This window comes from Pseudomonas sp. ADAK2, from assembly GCF_012935755.1.
In the GTDB taxonomy this organism is placed as follows: Bacteria; Pseudomonadota; Gammaproteobacteria; order Pseudomonadales; family Pseudomonadaceae; genus Aquipseudomonas.
In genome coordinates this window covers 2,869,072-2,886,506 of the sequence record NZ_CP052862.1, presented here as the reverse complement: position 1 = coordinate 2,886,506, position 17,435 = coordinate 2,869,072, and the positions used below count along the sequence as shown (strand labels likewise).

The following is a 17,435-nucleotide window of genomic DNA, read 5'->3' as shown; positions in this document are numbered from 1 at the left end:
TTTGGCCTGATCGGAATTCTGATCCTATGCGGGCGTGTGCTCGCCGCGATCAACACCAAGAGGAAGAGAATCATGCCTAACTCAAGAAACTCGAACTCGGGAAACTTTGCCAACGATCGAACGAAGGCGTCTGAAGCCGGTCGCAAAGGTGGGAAAACTACCACCACGACTGTTGACAAAGACCCTGCGAAACCCGATATGGGCCGCAAAGGTGGTCAGAAATCCAAGTAGTGGATAAGGTAGTTTTGATTGAGAGGCGGGAGCGAAAGCTCCCGTTTGAATTTTTTCGAATGGAGGGCGCGACCATGAGCCGGATGGCCACCCGTATACGCAATGCCAGTTTTGCCACGTTGCTGGGCCTGTGCGCCAGCAGCGCCTTTGCCCAGTCGCCCGCCGACTTCATCAACGATGCCTCCGCCAAAGGCATGGCCGACATCGAAGCCAGTCGCCTGGCGCACCAGAAAACCGAATCCAAAGAGGTCAAGGACTACACGGTCGTCGTCATCAACGATCTGACCACCGCCAACCAGCATCTGGCGAAGATCGCCAAGAAGCTCGACCTGCCGGTGGCACCTCGTGAAGAAGTGATCGACAAGTCCAAAACCATGATCCCGGAAGTCAAGGACGGCCCGACCTTCGACCAGGCCTACGCCGCCAGCCAGGTGCAAACCACCCAGCAGGCCATCGCGCAGATCGAGCAAGAAGCGAAGACCACCGACGTCCCGGAAATCAAGGCGTTCGCCGAAGAAACCTTGCCAAAACTGCAAAACCACCTGCAGATGGCCAAGGCCCTGCAAGCCAGCCGCTAGCCCCTATGCAGCGCGGGTGACCGAGGTCACCCGCAGAGGTTTTCAGCATTGATCCAGGTTTGATTTTGGCTTGTCGCCGCTGGGGGCGACGTCCATGGAAATCGTCTCGCCTTCGCCGATCTTGCGGTACTGCTTCCTCAACTCTTCCAACTGCTTCAGATCCAGCGACTCCAGCCCCAGCATCGCGTTTTGAGCCTCCTTGGTCACCCGCAGCAACTCATCAATCTTCAAATGCAAAATATCCGTATCGCGGTTCTGGGTGTTCTGGATCAGGAACACCATCAGGAAGGTGATGATGGTGGTGGAAGTGTTGATGATCAGTTGCCAGGTGTCGTTGTAACCAAAAATCGGCCCGGTTAACCCCCACACAGCAATCAGAATGATAGCGACCATAAACGTCGTGGGACTGCCGGCCCACAGCGCGAGTTTCTGCGAGATTTTTGCGAATTTCATTGCCGTGTTCCTTATAGGGATGCGCCTGAAATTCAGACAGCGACGGCGTGTTGGAATTTCTTTTTTTACGAGTGATGTGGGGACGCGCTAAAACATCGCAGCCTTCGGCAGCTCCGATGGAATGCGCTAAACGCAGGAGCTGCCGAAGGCTGCGATCTTGGCGATCTGTAGCGAATTACTCTCTGGCTAAGGACCCTAGAAAACGGTTCAATTCCCCATTCCTGGTCGGTTTCTTTCTTTGTGCCGGTTTGTGTCTAGTATCAATGGCAGTCAAATCGCCAGCATGCAAACACTCGGATCGAAACCAAGTTAGAGGCCACTCATGGAATTCTTTGAAAAGTTAACAAGTCTAGCCGCCAAAGTTCGTTTACAAAGTGCTGCAATCAAGACGGAAGAGGCGACCAAGAACGCCTTTGTCATGCCCTTTATCAGTACCGTGCTCGGCTATGATGTTTTCGATCCGACCGAAGTGACCCCGGAATTCGTTTGCGATATCGGAACGAAAAAGGGAGAAAAAATTGACTACGCGATCATGAAAGGCGGTGAGGTCCAGATTCTGATCGAATGCAAAAAGATCGGCGAACCACTGCACATCAATCATGCCTCTCAACTCTTCCGCTATTTCCATGTCACCAGCGCTCGAATCTCCATCCTGACCAACGGCCAAGTCTACAAATTCTTCACCGACCTGGATGCGCCGAACAAGATGGACGAGAAGCCATTCCTTGAACTTGATTTACTGGAAATCGATGAATACTCCGTTCCCGAACTGATCAAGCTCACCAAGTCCGCGTTCGACGTCGATTCGATCATCAGCGCCGCAGGCGAATTAAAGTACGTCAGCCAAATCAAGAAGATCATTGCGTCGCAGGTCAGCAAACCGGATGACGACTTCGTCAAAGTTTTCGCGTCACGCGTGTACGACGGGGTCATTACGCAAAAAGTCCGTGAACAGTTCCACGAGCTGACGAGAAAGGCAGTGGTGCAGTTCCTTAATGACCAGATCAATGAACGGCTCAAGTCGGCTATGAGCGGAGCTATTCAACCAACCCTGGCTTCTCTACCTGTTCCCGCTGGTGTTGCTGAACAGCCAGATGTTCGAGATCAGTCAGAGGACAAGATTATTACGACTCTGGAGGAGCTGGAGGGTTATCACATCGTTCGCGCCGTGGTTCGTTCAGTTGTCGATGCCAAGCGGATTGTTCAGCGCGACACACAGAGTTACTTCGGCATTTTGCTTGACGACAACAACCGCAAGCCGATTTGTCGTCTGCATTTTAATCGCTCACAGAAATACATCGGGATCTTCGACCAAGAGAAAAATGAAACCCGACATCCCATCAGTTCGATAGACGATATCTACAACTATTCGGATGATTTGAAAAAGACAGTTGGCTATTACGAGTAACACGGAACCTAAAAAAACCGGTCCTTGAGGTCGGTTTTTTTATGGGATCCGCTCAAGCAGAAAGCTCCACCTCAACCGCCCAACTGAAATACCCCACCGCTTCACATCGCTGGTTAACCAACATGAAGCTCAACTCACAGGTGGCTACGCCGGCAGTGAGTTGCGAACACTCCCAATAGTGATCATCGGCCTGGTGACTGCCCGGTTGGGTCGGGTTGGTCGGGTTGGGCGCCGGGACAGTGAGGCCGGTGTGTACAACCAGTGTCGGCAGGGAGAGTACTTGGGTATCGCCCACGGTCATGTCGTAGAACACCACGTTGTTTTCAGCGAGCAAACTCACGGTGCGGCCGCGAATGTGAAAGGTTTTTCCATTGCTGACAGTTAATTTCAATAAGCTGTCATTTATAACAGGTTTCTTGGGGTCTTTGCCGACAACGGCGAAGATGAATCCGTCGCTGACAGACGTCGGATTTTCAGCCTCAAGACTCGGTGTCGGGTACTTTGCCAGCAGCGATTCGGCATCGACGATCAGCAATACATTGTTGGCGGTCGCGACGCTGGAAGAGGGCGATTTGATCGGTTCGGAAGTCATCATGGATTCCTTTCATGATGTTGGCACAACACGGAAGCCGCTTCGGTTCATGCAAGACATCCTGTTCCTGCCGAAACGGCAACGAACGGGGTAAGTCCCTTGCTGCCAAGGGACCAGCCTTCGTCAATTGGTGATGGTAATGAACGGATCCCACGAGCAGCAGCCGACGATTTTGCAGTCGCGATCGACGATCAGGAAATGGAAGTGATAGGTCACGCTACCGCACGACAGGGTTTCCGAAGACCAGTAATGGTTATCGACTTTCTGGCAGCTCGGCACCGATGGGTTGCTGGTGTTAGGGACGGCGACGCAGGCCGTAGCCTTGCGTGGCGAAGGCGGGGTGATCAACTCGTTGCCGTTGTTGCCAATGAACTTGTAGAAAATCACAGCCTTCTCGAAGCTCTGCGACAGGCTGGTTTCACGCCAGCGAATCATATCGCCCACGCTGGCTCTGACATTGAGTTCGCCACCGGCCTGGCCATTGATCACGTTGTCCCGGTTGGTCACCATGTACACATGATTAACGTCGATCATCGTTGGCCTGGCGGGGTCTTTACTGATGTTCGGGTAGTTTTTCAGAATGGTTTCGGTATCGATCGTGACCAGCACATCCGTGAATCGAGACATGGTAAAGCTCCTTGTTCATAGTGAGTGCCTGGCAATTTTCCAGACATGACAACGCTTGCTTGCCTTGCGGCCGTTGCTGAAACACTACGGGCGGAACCCACCATGCACGAGGCACGAGTTGGCCTTGCTCCTTGCGTGCAAATTAACAGGTCGGGTTCCTTCCGACTGGCCGCGATAAGGACTATAGGTGCGATATGCAGGCTGTCAAAATTGCTTTACTGTTCTCTCGACGAACGGTCGATTGGGTTATGTCTTGCAATGAATCAGCGATAAAAACCGCGTGGCATATCCTCTGCGATCGCCATAAGTCGGATTGGGCTGGCGCACCGGGCGGAGTATCGTAGCGAACCGGTTGCCGGCCCAGGCCAGGGCAACCCTTCGACAGGAGAACGCAATGAGTTGGTCCGCCAAGCAATACGTCGCTTTTGAAGATGAACGCACTCGCCCGGCTCGGGATCTGCTCGCGGCGATCCCGCCGGTGGATGCGCGCTCCGCCATCGACATCGGCTGTGGCCCCGGCAACTCCACGGAATTGTTGGTAGAGCGTTTCGACAATGCATGGGTGCGCGGCGTGGACAGTTCGCCCGACATGATCGAAGCCGCCCGCAAGCGTCTGCCGCAAGTGAAGTTCGACACCGTTGACATTGGTACCTGGAACGATAGCGGCCCGTTCGACGTGATATTCGCCAACGCGGTGTTGCAGTGGCTGCCTGATCACGCGACGTTGCTGCCGTCGCTCGCATCGCGGCTGACCAAGGGCGGCAGCCTGGCGATCCAGATGCCGGACAACCTCAACGAGCCGTCCCATCGCCTGATGCGTGAAATCGCCGCCAATGGTCCCTGGGCCAGCAAACTGGCGGACGCCGCCGGGCAACGGACAGAAATGGCGAGTGCCAGCGATTACTACTCGATGCTGCGGCCGCACTGTAAGCGGGTTGATGTGTGGCGCACGACTTACCATCATCCGCTGGCGGGTGGGGCGTCGGGTGTGGTGGAGTGGTTCAAAGGGAGTGGGTTGCGGCCGTTTCTGGATCCGCTGGATGAGGGTGAGCGGGCGGAATATTTGAAGCGGTATCTGGCGGCGGTCGAACAGGCTTATCCGGCGCTGGAGGATGGGACGGTGCTGTTGCCGTTTCCACGGTTGTTCATTGTCGCGACGCGGTAACGCTGAATGTGACACCGAACCTGTGGCGAGGGAGCGTGCTCTCCTGCCACAGAGTCATCAGTGTTCGTTCTATTTAAGTATCAACGTCCCACCGCCACCAACATCATCATCGGCCGCTCTCGCTCCTCCGCCAGAGCCGGCTGCGCTGCCACCTCGGCGTCACTCGGCCCCCATTCATTGACGTGCCGAATCGTGAATCCCGCTGCAATCAACGTATTCAGCAAAGTCCCCACCGTGCGGTGCTGCTTGATCACCCCATCAGCCAGCCAATTCGTCACACGCTCGCCTTCCAACTGATAGCTGTCCAGCGGCCAACGCTTGCGACCTTCGCCATCAATCAGCCAACCGGGATTACGCGGCGCCATGAAAATCGGGTGTTCGATGGAAAATACAAAGCGTGAACTAGGTTTCAGGGCTGCGTGGATATTGGCGAACAGGCCTGGCAGATCCTTGATGTAATGCAGCGCCAAAGAGCTGTAGGCAAGGTCGAAACTGCCGGTAGGCAAGTCGAGATGTTCAAGGTCGGCGCGGGCGTATTGGATGTTGATAGCGGAGGTCGTATTGCGCGCCTGTTCCAGCATCTTCTCCGACACATCGAGACCAAGCACGCTGTGGGCACCTTGCTCACTGGCCCAACGGCTGAACCAGCCATAGCCGCAGCCCAGGTCCACCACCTTCAAGCCTTTCATCGGCGGCAGCATTGATTGAAGCGCAGGCCATTCAGGCGCGGCGTCCAAACCTCCGATAGAACGGCCCATCTGGCTGTAACCCTGGAAAAACTCAGGATCGTCGTAAATGTTTTGCGTCATGTTCGCGTTGCTCTATTGAGTTCGTCACGGGCGGCACCGGCGGTGCGGCCGATTGGTTTCCCTCGAAGAGTGATGGCGCGTATTCGTTGATGGCCGCGCAGGGGGAGGGTGGTTGTAGATGGGGGAATGCTAGCGGGTTGGGCGCAGAGGGGGAACGAGATGTGCGTTATGGATGTGTAAGCAAGGGCAAGCCCACTCTTTGTAGCAGCTGGCGAAGCCTGCGTTCGGCTGCGCAGCAGTCGTAAAACCTGAATTCGCGGTCCTTCTGATACACCGCATCGCCTGATTTCACGACTGCTGCGCAGCCGAACGCAGGCTTCGCCAGCTGCTACAGGTACGAAAAGGGCGCCCCAAAAGGCGCCCGATCTAACCGTCAGAACTATTCCGCATCCATGCGTCGAGCGATCACGTCCAGCACATCGCAACCGTCGCGCAAGGGCACGCAGCAGAGCAATGCAAAGTCGCTGAGGACCACCGAATCAGACGTGATATCACCTCGCATCGCGAGGTTTTCCAGGAGCTGCGTCACGGCCCGGATTCTGTAACTGGCCGTGCTGAGCAATGAGTGCAGCGGTTGAGTGGTGTTGACGAACAGGGAAGGTAAATCGTCGGCGTTGCTGGTTAGAGCCATGTATTCGTTCATAAGTGATGACCATGTAGTAGTAAGACATCGCCACTCAAGTTGTCGCCAAACAAATGGGTGGCAGCTGTACGCGGGTTGGCGAACCGGACATGGTAAAACCGGCAGATCCTAGGATCTCCCACGCACAGCTACCAAAAACAGGCAGCTAAGTGCGTCCAGAAGCGCTCCGAAATTGCCCGGAAGCTTCTGCACCATGTCGCCGAGTCGCCAAACCCGACACGCCATTTTGGCGTTGGGTGACTATAGGCTTCATGGTGAAAACGCAGCAATCCGCAAGTCTACGGACAATTCCTAGACTAGTGTAGGACGTTGCTTTTTCGAAAATCGGCTTCATTCGAGGCCCGAAGAATGGGCTCCCGGCACTCAATTTGGCTGGCGTTGATTCGCTGCTTCAAAAGACGCAATCAGCTCCTCTCTAAATCCCGATCAAAAAAAACCGGTCACTAGGGACCGGTTGAACTATCAAAAATAAATTCATCAACCTTGCTGCAAAACCTTCAGCGCTGCCGAAGCCAGAAAACCCGAGCGGCTTTTCTCTTCCGGATGATGCAATACGTACTCATCAATGCGGTTGAGCAGGTAGCCAGGCAGTGTGATGTTCAGCTTCTGTGCTTTGCCCAGATATTTGGTGACATCAATATCCACCAGCGCCCAGGTGCAGCCTGCATATTTCGGATTGGCAGCATGTAAGGTGACTTTGTTGGCAGGCGGAATCGGCGAACCGTCCTCAGCCAGAATTTCGAAATGGCCCTCAATGGCTTCGCGAGCCATGGCCATCGCATCATCCAGATCCTCACCAGCAGAGAAGCAGCCAGGAATATCCGGTACTTCCACACCCCAGGCGTGTTCGTCATCGCCCATTGAAATCGAAATTGGGTAAAGCATGTTCTTTGTCCTCCTGAGACGCCGAGCATTGAGTTCGTCAGAGCAGCGCCTGTTGCAAAATACTCATGGCCGTTTTCTTGAGCAGGTCCTTTTTCGGGTGAGGAACTGTCACCAGCCCCGGCTTGGTCGGGTGCTTGAAGTGATGATGGCTGCCTCTGATTCGAACCAGATACCAGCCGTCAGCAACGATTTGGCTTATCAAAAATCGACTATTCACATCACCTCCGTGTGGTGTGCTTAGGTGGTTACTATACCTACTGGATTTGTCTGATCAACACCATAACCACCGATCCTTTTTTTCGCATCAATGGGCAAGTGCCTGCAACCGAGTCTAGGAAGGGCTTGCCGAGGAGGGCGCGGAATATCTACAAATAAGGCGTTTGCTGTATTGCAGTGTTTTGCAGAGGTGATGCGAAGCGCACACCTGGCTCAAATCCCAGACATAAAAAAACCGGCCACATCGGACCGGTTTTTTTCTATCTCTACATCCCCCGTCAAAAACCTCAACGTGAGACCAAAATTCGATTGGAGCGGGTGAAGGGAATCGAACCCTCGTTATCAGCTTGGGAAGCTGGAGTAATGCCATTATACGACACCCGCTCAGAGCGGCTGACTTTGTACCAGATGTACGCATGGATTTGAAGTTTTTCTTTATGTGCGCTGCATTTAGCACAGGTGAAACGACAATACGGCCATTCGCGGGCAAGCCTCGCTCCTACAGGTTTGCGTTAGCAGTGCAGGAGTGGGCTTGCTCGCGATGACTCTATTTCAGATTGCCAGTGCATGGTGTTCCTGGACGTAGTGGTAACGCGGTCGGCTGGTGTGTTGCGTCGGTTTCAGGAAGCCCAGCAGTGCGTTCTGGCTGTCTCGGCAGGCGGCTTTGTGTTCCATGTCGAGGAAGTGCCCGGTGGCTTGCAGGGTGCTGAAAGTGGCGTGTTGCACGTGGTTGGCGAATAGCCGGGCGCCGTCGGCGGCGGTGTATTCGTCCCATTCGCCGTTCATGAACAGCACTGGCACGTTGATTTTCTCGGCAGCCTTGAGGAAGCACTGGCGATCGCTGTGCAACAGGTCGCTGATGTGGAAGTGCATCTGCCCGTATTCGTGCTCGGCCAGGTTGCTCACATGGCGATAGTTGAAGCGCTTGAACAGCGATGGCAGGTGTTTGCCGATGGTGCTGTTGACCAGGTTGCCGACCCGGTCGCCGTCACGGCTGCCGAGGTAGTCGACGCCGCGTTCGAGGTAGTCGCGCATGTGCTCGTTGATCTCCGGGGAGAACGAGCTGATCACGGCTTTTTCGATGCGCCGTGGCCGGTGGGCGAGGGCGACCAGGGTGGCGGCGCCGCCCCAGGAAAACGACAGCACGTGTTCGGCGGCGAAGTGGTCGATCAGCTCCAGCAGGATCTGGCCTTCGACTTCCTTTGTCAGCAATTTCTCATGCTTATTGTGGGCTTTTGACTTGCCCGCGTAGGGCTGGTCGTAGCACACCACGTTGAACTGCGGATGAAGGTTTTTCACGGTCTGAGCAAACGACGCAGTCGTGGCCATCGAGCCGTTGACCAGAATAATGGTCTTCTCTGCGGCGTCTGCGCGATAGAACTCCGTGTAAACCCGATACTGACCCTGTATATCCAGCACAGCGATTTCTGGCCTCATGTCATAAGACTCCTGGGCAAGCGGGTATGCGCGCAAATGAGATTGCACGAGCTTTGTGACAGGTAGGCATTCGCCTGGAATTTGGAGCCCATGTCGATCCATTGAAGGCCGGTCGACGGGTTTTATTATTGGCGGGCAGTCTGCCGGTGGAAGGCGGAACCTGAGGGTTCTCTGCCGGCAAAAAGTTTCTTAGAAGTATGTTGTGACTCATCGGTCACAATCTGGCCGACGTCCTGATTCAAGCAGGGGCAACGGCATCGCGCAAGTGTCATTGGTAAATTGTTCGACAACTTCTGCTGAGCGGTCGCCTGCTTAGATCAATTGAATCTCTTCGGTGCGCAAGGCGCGGTACTCGCCCGGTTTTAGCGCGTTATCGAGTCGCAGCGGGCCCATGCTTTCGCGGTGCAGGCGCAGCACCTTGTTGTCGAAATGGCCGAACATGCGCTTCACCTGGTGATACCGGCCTTCGACAATGCTCAGCCGCGCCGACTTCGCCCCGAGCAGCAGCAGCTCGGCGGGCTGAGTCGTCAGGTCTTCGAAAGCGAAGTACAGCCCTTCGTTGAAGGTGACTGCATACTCCGGGCCGATCTCCTGTTCGGTCTCGACGTAATACACCTTGGGCAGTTTGGTCTGCGGTTGGGTCAGGCGTCGCGACCAGCTGCCGTCGTTGGTGATGATCATCAGGCCGGTGGTGTTGAAGTCCAGGCGTCCGGCGATGTGCAGGTCGTCCTTGTCCGGCTCGTGGATCAGGTCGAGCACGGTCGGATGTTGCGGATCGCGAGTGGCGCTGACGCAGCCGGGCGGTTTGTTCAGCATGAAGTAGCGCGCAGGTTTGCCGACTTGCAGCACCTCGTCATCGACTTCGACACGGCTGAATTCCAGCACTTCGCTGTGCGGATCGCTGACGACTTTTCCGTCGATGCGCACGCGTTTTTCCACCAGCAACAGACGCACCTGCTTACGGTTGAAGCGCGGCAGGTTGCTCAGGAAACGGTCTACACGCATGAGTTAAACGTCGGACGGAAAAGGGCCGCGCATCTTACGTGATCGGCCGAGCGGCTGCTTGCAGCTGCGCCTCGACTTGCGCGCAACGCGGGCACAGGCAGGAGAGGTCGCGCAGTTCGGCCGGCAGTGCTTCGAGGACCGCCGGGTCGATGCTGACGCCGTAGCACCAGCAGGCGCGGTCGGCGGTTCGCGGGTCGGCCAGGCTGCAGTCGTTGGGGGCGCCGCAGGCTGGACATAGTTGGGGCTTATTCATAAACGGAGTGAGGCATTTCCACGCAGGTGCGGTTGCGACCGGCTTGTTTAGCCCGGTACATCGCATGATCGGCCCGGGACAGCAATGTATGCAAGGTTTCATCTGGTTGCAGGGTGGTCAGGCCAATGCTGACGGTCAGTTGCAGGTCCTTGCCGTTGTAGGCATAACGCTGTTTTTCCACATGCTGGCGAATTTTCTCGGCGATTTTCTGACCGGTCTCACCGTCGGTGTCCTTGAGCAGCACGATAAATTCCTCACCGCCCCAACGGCAGACGATGTCGGAATGGCGCAGACAACTTTCCAAATCCCGGGCGAAGCCGATCAGCACCTGATCGCCGGCGAGGTGGCCGTAGGTGTCGTTCAAGACCTTGAAGTGGTCCAGGTCCAGCAACAATGCGGTCAGCGGTTTCGGTTCGCGCTGGGCTTCGTGCATCGCTTGTGCCGCCAGCAGGTCGAAGCCGCGGCGGTTGGGCAGTTCGGTCAGGCTGTCGAGGGTGGCCTGGGCCTGGATCTTACTCTGATAGCGCTTGATCACGCGGTTGAGCAGGGCCAGCACAATCAACGTGACCAGCAGACAGATCAGTAGGTTGAGGTACAGCGACTCACGGATTTCACTGAGGGCGCCGTCTTCGCGCTTGTCGACGAACAGGTACCAGTTCAGCTCGGGAATGAACCGCACGTTGAGGAAATGGCCCTGACCGTGGACGGAATATTCGTAGCTGCCGCTGTGGGGTTTGGGCAACTGGCTGACCAGGCCTTTCATGCTGTCGAGTTCGCCGAGGCTTTGACCGACCCGCGCGCCGTCGGGGCCGCCCTCGGCGCCAGTGAGCACCAGTCGGCCGAAGGTGTCGACGAAGTACACGCTGCGTTGATAACGCTGTTGATACTTGTCGATCAGCTTGATCACCGCATCCACCGTCAGGCCGACGCCCGCCGCGCCGATGAAGCGTTTGTTGTAGTCGTAGACTTTGTAATTGATGAAGAACGTCAGGTTGTCCTTGTTGGCCAGGTCCGGGTCGACGTTGATTTCGTAGGGCTCTTTCATGTCGCGAACGCGGAAGTACCAGGCGTCCCGCGGTTCGTCGACCTTGATCTGCTTGAGCACGCCTTTGGCGTGGTAGTAGGTCAGGCTGCTGTTGGAGACGAAGAACGCGGTGTAGGCGCCGTAGTGGGTCATGACCTCGTTGAGGTAGCGGGTCATCTGGTCGGGATCGTGCTCGCCGTTGACCACCCAATCGCGCATGAAGGTGTCGCGGGACATCATCGAGGAAATCAGGATCGGTCGGACCAGGTCTTTCTGGATTTCCGAATAAACCGTGTCGGACGTCAGCGGCAGCTCGGTGTTGACGATGTTGTCGCGGATCGACGCTCGCGAGGCGTAGTAACTGAGAAAGGAGGTGGCGAGGAACCCGGCACCGAGCAACGCGATCAGCGTGAGCACCAACGAACGTTGGGAATACAGCGGCGAGCGAAGCGGCATGGTGGTTCCGTTGGCAGTGACCCGATGGCATGCATTCTAGTGGCCTCGGGCGGAAATAACCGCTGCATTTACGCGGGGTGATCGTTCCCACGCTCCGCGTGGGAATGCATCCAGTGGCGCTCTGCGTCACGCTTGCGAAGGGACGCGGAGCGTCCCGGGCGGCATTCCCACGCGGAGCGTGGGAACGATCATTTAGCGAGGTAAGCACGCCAGCCGCCTAGATGGCTGATATTAACCGCCCCCTCCAGCCCATAGCCCTCACAAATAAACCCACTCTCCCAGCGCCCATCCGCCAGCTGTACCTTGCCCAACCCCAACGGCGCCGGAATCCCGGTCAGAAACGACCCCAACTCACTGCTCGGCAATTCCCAAACTTCCACCGCAATCGCCACGCCCCCGTCCTTCACCCGCACCATCCCCGGACGAAACGGCGGACCACCGGCCAACGCATACAGTTGATAATCCGGCGAACTGAGCGTCGTCTCCACCAACCGAGCCCCGCGCTGCTTCAATTGCCAGTTCAATGCCAGCCCCTCCAGATGTGCGCCACACACCACCAATCGTGCGCGATCATTGCGGGCAACCGTCGCTGGCGCAGGCGAACCTTGTTGACGTTGAAAAGCATCCGCCACGCTCAACAGATACTGATCAGTAAACGCCCGGCCAAACAGCGTCACGCCCCATGGCAAACCGTTGCCCATAAAACCGCTGGGCACGGCGACGGCGGCGTAGTCGAGCAGGTTCATGAAGTTGGTGTAATAGCCCAATTCGGAATTGCGCAGCACCGGTTCCGCTGCCAACTCTGCCAAGGTCACGGGACGGCCGATGGTCGGTGTGAGCACGCAATCGAGACCTTCCAGCGCCTGGTCGCACAGGGCCTTCAAGGTTTGCAGTCGATACTGCGCGCGGAAGGTCTGCACGCCCGTCACCGCCGGGGCCTTGGCCAGTACCGCGCGGATCACCGGCAACACCGCTTCAGGATTTTGTTCCATCAACTCGCCGGCCACGCTGTAGCGCTCGGCGACCCACGGTCCTTCATAAAGTAGCTGTGCCGCTTCGAGGAAAGGCGATAGGTCCAGCTCCACTGCTTCACCGCCCATGGTTTTGAGCTGGTCGATGGCATCGCCAAACAGCAACGGGCCTTCAGGGCATCCAAAAAACGCCAGGTCTTGCGCACGGGGAACGCCAAAGCGAAACGGGCGCGGCGCACCGAACGCCGAGCCGTCATTCCACGACGGATTGCTGCGACTGTAGGCATCCCGTGGATCGAGGCGCGCCGTCAGCGCCAGCAACTGACTGGCCTCGCGAGCCGTGGCGGTGAAGGTCGTGACGCAATCGAGCGTACGACACGCCGGCACCACGCCGCCCGTAGAAATCAATCCTTTGGTAGCTTTCAATCCCACCAGATTATTCAGCGCCGCTGGCACCCGACCGGAACCTGCCGTGTCCGTCCCCAGGGCAAAACTCGCCACCCCCAACGCCACCGCCAACGAAGATCCCGCGCTGGAACCACCCGACGGATACTCCGGCAACACGCTGTTCGGGCACGCGCCATAAGGCGAGCGACTGCCATTGAGCCCGGTGGCGAACTGGTCGAGATTGGTCTTGCCCAACGGAATCGCCCCCAGCGCCAGCAACTGCTCGACGATGGTTGCCGAGTGTTCCGGCACATAGGCAAAGGCCGGGCACGCCGCCGTGGTCGGAATGCCTGCCAGGTCGATGTTGTCCTTGATTGCGAACGGCACACCGTACAGCGGCAGGCTGTCGAGATCGCTCTCGTCGAGGGCGGCGAGGTACGGCTCCAGTTCTTCGACACTGAGCAAATGGATGAACAGGTGATAATCCGGATTCAGCGCCGCCGCTTTGTCCCGCAGGCCGAGCAGCAGTTGCCGAGGCGTGGTCTGACCGTCGCGATAAGCGCTGCGCAGGGCATCGAGTTGCAGATTGAAATTCATGATTCGATCCTTTTCAAAATGAGTTCAGTCGAGGTCCAGCACCACGACCCGCTGCCCGGCACGCACCGCCGAGCCCGGTTGCACGAGTATCTGGCGCACCACTCCGGCCATCGGCGCCAGCAGCGGGATTTCCATCTTCATCGACTCCAGAATCACCAGCGTATCCCCGGCGGCCACACGGCTGCCGACCTCCACCTGAACCTGCCAAAGGTTGCCGGCGATGTGGCTGTCGACGCTCTGCTGACCGGCGGCCAGCGGCGCGTCTTCGGTCGCTTGCGGGATCAATTCTTCACTGTCGAAATGCGCCTGGCCACTGGCGATCCAGCGTTCGCGTTCGGCGTTGAACGCGCCTTTTTGCTGATCGCGAAACGCGGCGATGCTCTCGGCTTCTTGCGCCAGAAACCCCTGGTAATCCGCCAGGTTCAACTGGCTGTGCTCGATGTTCAGCTCGAAGCGCCCGAGGGGGAAATCCCGGCGAATCCGCAGCAGCTCATCGGCGCTCACCGGGTAAAAACGAATCTGATCAAAGAACCTTAGCAGCCACGGTTTGCCGTCGAACGCCGCCACTTCGCGATAGCGATTCCACATCTGCAACGTCCGCCCGACAAACTGATAGCCGCCGGGGCCTTCCATGCCGTACACGCACATGTACGCGCCGCCGATGCCCACCGAATTCTCGGCAGTCCAGGTACGCGCCGGGTTGTACTTGGTGGTCACCAGCCGATGGCGCGGGTCGAGCGGGGTGGCCACGGGGGCGCCGAGGTAGACGTCGCCGAGGCCCATCACCAGATAGCTCGCATCGAACACCGTGCGCTGCACTTCGTCGAGGTTCGGCAGGTCGTTGATGCGTCTGATGAACTCCAGATTGCTCGGGCACCACGGTGCGTCTTTGCGCACGGTGGTCATGTATTTCTCGATGGCCAATTGGCACGCCGGGTCGTCCCAGGACAGCGGCAGATGGACGATGCGTGACGGCACTTGCAAGTCCCTGGCGGCGCACACGGCGTCCCATTCGCCGGCGACGATGCCGAGCAGATCGGCGAGTGGTAACTGCTCGGGTTGATAGTGCACTTGCAGGGAGCGAATGCCCGGCGTCAGATCGATCACGCCGTGCAGGTGTTTGCTTTCCAGCGCCTGCATGAGGGCGTGGGCGCGGAAGCGCAGGACCAGGTCCAGCTCGGGTGCGCCGATCTCCAGAAGCAGATGCGTGTCGCCCGATAATCTGGCCACCAGTCTTGTGTCGTCCTGACCAAGATCCAATACGACTGGCGACACCATTTCCGTTGGTAACGCGCCACAATGGTTTTGTGTGGCCAGTGCTCGAGCAGTTTGCAGGTCCACCGGCAAAAACTGCACCTTATCCCCGGCCTTGAGCTGCCCCAATTGCCAAAGATCCGCCTCGATCACCGTCACCGGGCACACAAATCCGCCGAGGCTCGGGCCGTCCGGCCCCAGAATAACCGGCATATCCCCGGTGAAATCCACCGCGCCAATGGCATACGGGTTGTCGTGAATATTCGACGGATGCAGCCCCGCCTCACCACCATCGGCCCGCACCCATTTCGGCTTCGGCCCGATCAGCCGCACACCGGTGCGGCTGGAGTTGAAATGTACTTCCCATTGGGTCGCGAAGAAGGTGTCGATGTAGTTTTCGGTGAAGTATTCCGGTGCGCCGTGAGGGCCGTAGATCACCCGAATCTGGCGCACAGCAGGCAGCTCGGCGATTTCTGACAATTGCGCACCGACGCTCCGATCCATCAGGGCCGGCACATGCAACACATCCCCGGCCCGCAGCGCCCGCCCACCATGACCACCGAACTGACCAAGAGTGAACGTGCTTTTGCTGCCCAGATAATCCGGCACTTGCAGGCCACCGCGCAGGCACAGGTAGCTGCGGGCGCCCGCCCCGGCGATAGTGCCGAGGCTCAATGTGGCACCTGCCGGAATCAAAAATGCGGTGTTCATCGGCACCGCTTCACCATTCAACGTCAGCGCAATTACCGCCCCGGTCACCGCCACCACCGCATCGCAATTGAAGCGCAGCAACGGCCCGCTCATGGTGATTTCCAGTGCCGCAAAACCCTCGTCATTGCCCAGCAATCGGTTGCCCAGACGCAACGCCCGACTGTCCATCGGCCCCGACGGCGGCACACCCACCGCCCAGTAACCGAGACGACCGGGATAGTCCTGAACACTGGTTTGCGTCCCGGCGCTCAACACTTCAAAGGTGTTGGCCTGATACACCAGGCCTTCCAGACACCGCGTCCACGGCTGACCGCTGGCGAAAGGTGTATCGAGCAAAATCTGCCGCAGGTAATCGCGGTTGGTTTCGACGCCGTACAGCAGGCTGTCGCCCAAGGCCTGATGCAGGTCCTTAAGCGCTTGTTCGCGAGTCGGCGCCCAACTGATGACCTTGGCGAGCATCGGATCGAAGTACGGCGGGATCTCGCATCCGGCCTCGACCCACGTGTCGATACGCAGGTGTTTGCCGTCAGCGACGGGGAAGTTCACGGCCGTCAGCAGCCCAGGGCTCGGTTGGAAATCCCGTCCCGGATCCTCGGCATACAACCGCGCCTGAATCGCATGGCCTTCTGGACTCAAGCCCCGGCTCAACTCGCTCAGTGGAGGCAAATCCCCGGCCGCCAGTTCGACCATCCAGCGCACCAGGTCCACGCCCCACACCTGTTCGGTGACACCGTGCTCGACCTGCAACCGCGTATTCACTTCCAGAAAGTAGAAGCGCTGGTCTTCACTGTCGAAGACAAATTCCACCGTCCCGGCGCTGCGGTAATTCACCGCTTTCGCCAGTTTGATCGCCGCAGCGCACAGCTCGTCAGCCATGCCCTCGGGCAGGTTCGGCGGCGGGGTTTCTTCGAGGACTTTCTGGTTGCGCCGCTGCACCGAGCAGTCGCGCACGCCGAGAGCGATCACTTCACCACGACCATCGCCAAACACCTGCACTTCCAGGTGTCGGGCGCGCTGGATGTACTTCTCGATGAATACTCCAGCGTCGCTGAAGTTGTTCTGACCGAGGCGTTTGACTGCTTCAAAGGATTCGTTCAACTCGGCAGCGCTACGGCATACACGCATGCCGATGCCGCCACCGCCGGCGGTGCTTTTGAGCATCACCGGGTAGCCGACCTGTTCCCCGGCGATCAACGCTGCATCGAGGCTGTCGAGCAACTCGGTGCCTTCGAGCATCGGCACGCCGTGTTGCTTGGCCAACGCGCGGGCGGTGTGCTTGAGGCCGAACACTCGCAGCTGTTCCGGCGTCGGGCCGATAAAGGCAATGCCGACCGCTTCGCAGGCTTCAGCGAACGCAGCGTTTTCCGAGAGAAAACCGTAGCCGGGATGGATCGCCGTGGCGCCAGTGGCCTGGGCGATGGCGAGGATCTTGTCCACCGCCAGATAGGTGCCGGCCGCCGCGCCTTCACCGAGGCTATGGGCCTCATCGGCTTGCAGGATATGCAAACTGGCGGCATCGGCTTCGGAGTACACGGCAACGCCTTTGACCTGCAACTCACCCAAGGTGCGCAGGATGCGGCAGGCGATGGCGCCACGGTTGGCAATCAGGACTTTTTCGAACATGGCAAAACCCCCGGAGGCGATAGCGCATCAGCCTCGACCTGGGATGCGGGCCGTCCCGCAGTTTTTCGAAAGACACCCGGGCCGTCCCGGGCTGCTGAAGTTGATGCACA

The 17,435-nt window shown here is 58.0% G+C and carries 17 protein-coding genes and 1 tRNA gene; 4 read left to right on the top strand and 14 right to left on the bottom strand.

What is annotated here, in order from left to right; translation table 11 throughout:
- Positions 1-72: 72 nt before the first annotated feature.
- Entirely contained in the window at positions 73-231 is a 159-nt protein-coding gene (locus HKK52_RS13450; protein WP_010462447.1) for a KGG domain-containing protein, read from the top strand.
- Positions 232-305: 74 nt separating this feature from the next.
- A complete protein-coding gene (locus HKK52_RS13445) occupies positions 306-809 on the top strand; it encodes a DUF4142 domain-containing protein (protein WP_133837416.1) in 504 nt (167 codons plus the stop codon).
- 42 nt (positions 810-851) lie between these two features.
- On the opposite strand, the gene HKK52_RS13440 is transcribed toward HKK52_RS13445, so the two are convergent.
- Positions 852-1,262, bottom strand: a complete 411-nt coding sequence (locus HKK52_RS13440) for a low affinity iron permease family protein (protein WP_169371219.1) — start codon at positions 1,260-1,262, stop codon at positions 852-854.
- Between the two features lie 322 nt (positions 1,263-1,584).
- On the opposite strand from HKK52_RS13440, the gene HKK52_RS13435 reads away from it, so the two are divergent.
- Positions 1,585-2,670 (top strand): type I restriction endonuclease, encoded by a 1,086-nt coding sequence (locus HKK52_RS13435; RefSeq protein WP_169371218.1) that lies wholly within the window; start codon positions 1,585-1,587, stop codon positions 2,668-2,670.
- A gap of 52 nt (positions 2,671-2,722) precedes the next feature.
- Here HKK52_RS13435 and HKK52_RS13430 read toward each other — a convergent pair whose 3' ends face one another.
- Both HKK52_RS13430 and HKK52_RS13425 read right to left on the bottom strand, forming a co-directional pair.
- Positions 2,723-3,262 (bottom strand): AidA/PixA family protein, encoded by a 540-nt coding sequence (locus HKK52_RS13430; protein ID WP_169371217.1) that lies wholly within the window; start codon positions 3,260-3,262, stop codon positions 2,723-2,725.
- Positions 3,263-3,385: 123 nt separating this feature from the next.
- Positions 3,386-3,889 (bottom strand): inclusion body family protein, encoded by a 504-nt coding sequence (locus HKK52_RS13425; RefSeq protein WP_169371216.1) that lies wholly within the window; start codon positions 3,887-3,889, stop codon positions 3,386-3,388.
- Positions 3,890-4,283: 394 nt separating this feature from the next.
- On the opposite strand from HKK52_RS13425, the gene tam reads away from it, so the two are divergent.
- Positions 4,284-5,054 carry a trans-aconitate 2-methyltransferase gene (tam, locus tag HKK52_RS13420; protein WP_169371215.1) on the top strand — a complete coding sequence of 257 codons (771 nt, stop codon included), beginning with the start codon at positions 4,284-4,286 and terminating at the stop codon, positions 5,052-5,054.
- Positions 5,055-5,134: 80 nt separating this feature from the next.
- On the opposite strand, the gene HKK52_RS13415 is transcribed toward tam, so the two are convergent.
- From HKK52_RS13415 to uca, 11 genes are all read right to left on the bottom strand, one after another.
- The gene (locus tag HKK52_RS13415) at positions 5,135-5,863 is read right to left on the bottom strand and encodes a class I SAM-dependent methyltransferase (RefSeq protein ID WP_169371214.1); all 729 of its coding nucleotides are present in this window, start codon (positions 5,861-5,863) and stop codon (positions 5,135-5,137) included.
- Between the two features lie 379 nt (positions 5,864-6,242).
- The gene (locus HKK52_RS13410; RefSeq protein ID WP_123507545.1) at positions 6,243-6,506 is read right to left on the bottom strand and encodes a short-chain dehydrogenase; all 264 of its coding nucleotides are present in this window, start codon (positions 6,504-6,506) and stop codon (positions 6,243-6,245) included.
- A gap of 477 nt (positions 6,507-6,983) precedes the next feature.
- Positions 6,984-7,391, bottom strand: coding sequence for a type II toxin-antitoxin system HicB family antitoxin (locus tag HKK52_RS13405; RefSeq protein WP_169371213.1), 408 nt, complete (start codon positions 7,389-7,391; stop codon positions 6,984-6,986).
- A 37-nt stretch (positions 7,392-7,428) separates the two neighbouring features.
- Positions 7,429-7,608, bottom strand: coding sequence for a type II toxin-antitoxin system HicA family toxin (locus tag HKK52_RS13400; RefSeq protein WP_169371212.1), 180 nt, complete (start codon positions 7,606-7,608; stop codon positions 7,429-7,431).
- Between the two features lie 309 nt (positions 7,609-7,917).
- A tRNA-Gly gene (locus tag HKK52_RS13395) sits at positions 7,918-7,991 on the bottom strand.
- 168 nt (positions 7,992-8,159) lie between these two features.
- Positions 8,160-9,044, bottom strand: coding sequence for an alpha/beta fold hydrolase (locus tag HKK52_RS13390; RefSeq protein WP_169371211.1), 885 nt, complete (start codon positions 9,042-9,044; stop codon positions 8,160-8,162).
- A 312-nt stretch (positions 9,045-9,356) separates the two neighbouring features.
- Complete coding sequence (locus HKK52_RS13385; RefSeq protein WP_169371210.1) at positions 9,357-10,049, bottom strand: pseudouridine synthase; 693 nt, start codon at positions 10,047-10,049, stop codon at positions 9,357-9,359.
- A 34-nt stretch (positions 10,050-10,083) separates the two neighbouring features.
- Positions 10,084-10,302 (bottom strand): cysteine-rich CWC family protein, encoded by a 219-nt coding sequence (locus HKK52_RS13380; RefSeq protein WP_169371209.1) that lies wholly within the window; start codon positions 10,300-10,302, stop codon positions 10,084-10,086.
- Positions 10,295-11,782, bottom strand: coding sequence for a sensor domain-containing diguanylate cyclase (locus HKK52_RS13375; protein ID WP_169371208.1), 1,488 nt, complete (start codon positions 11,780-11,782; stop codon positions 10,295-10,297). Before HKK52_RS13375 ends, HKK52_RS13380 begins: the two co-directional genes overlap by 8 nt.
- A 188-nt stretch (positions 11,783-11,970) precedes the next feature.
- A complete protein-coding gene (gene atzF / locus HKK52_RS13370) occupies positions 11,971-13,737 on the bottom strand; it encodes an allophanate hydrolase (protein WP_169371207.1) in 1,767 nt (588 codons plus the stop codon).
- Between the two features lie 24 nt (positions 13,738-13,761).
- Positions 13,762-17,325, bottom strand: coding sequence for an urea carboxylase (gene uca, locus HKK52_RS13365; protein WP_169371206.1), 3,564 nt, complete (start codon positions 17,323-17,325; stop codon positions 13,762-13,764).
- Between the last annotated feature and the right edge of the window lie 110 nt (positions 17,326-17,435).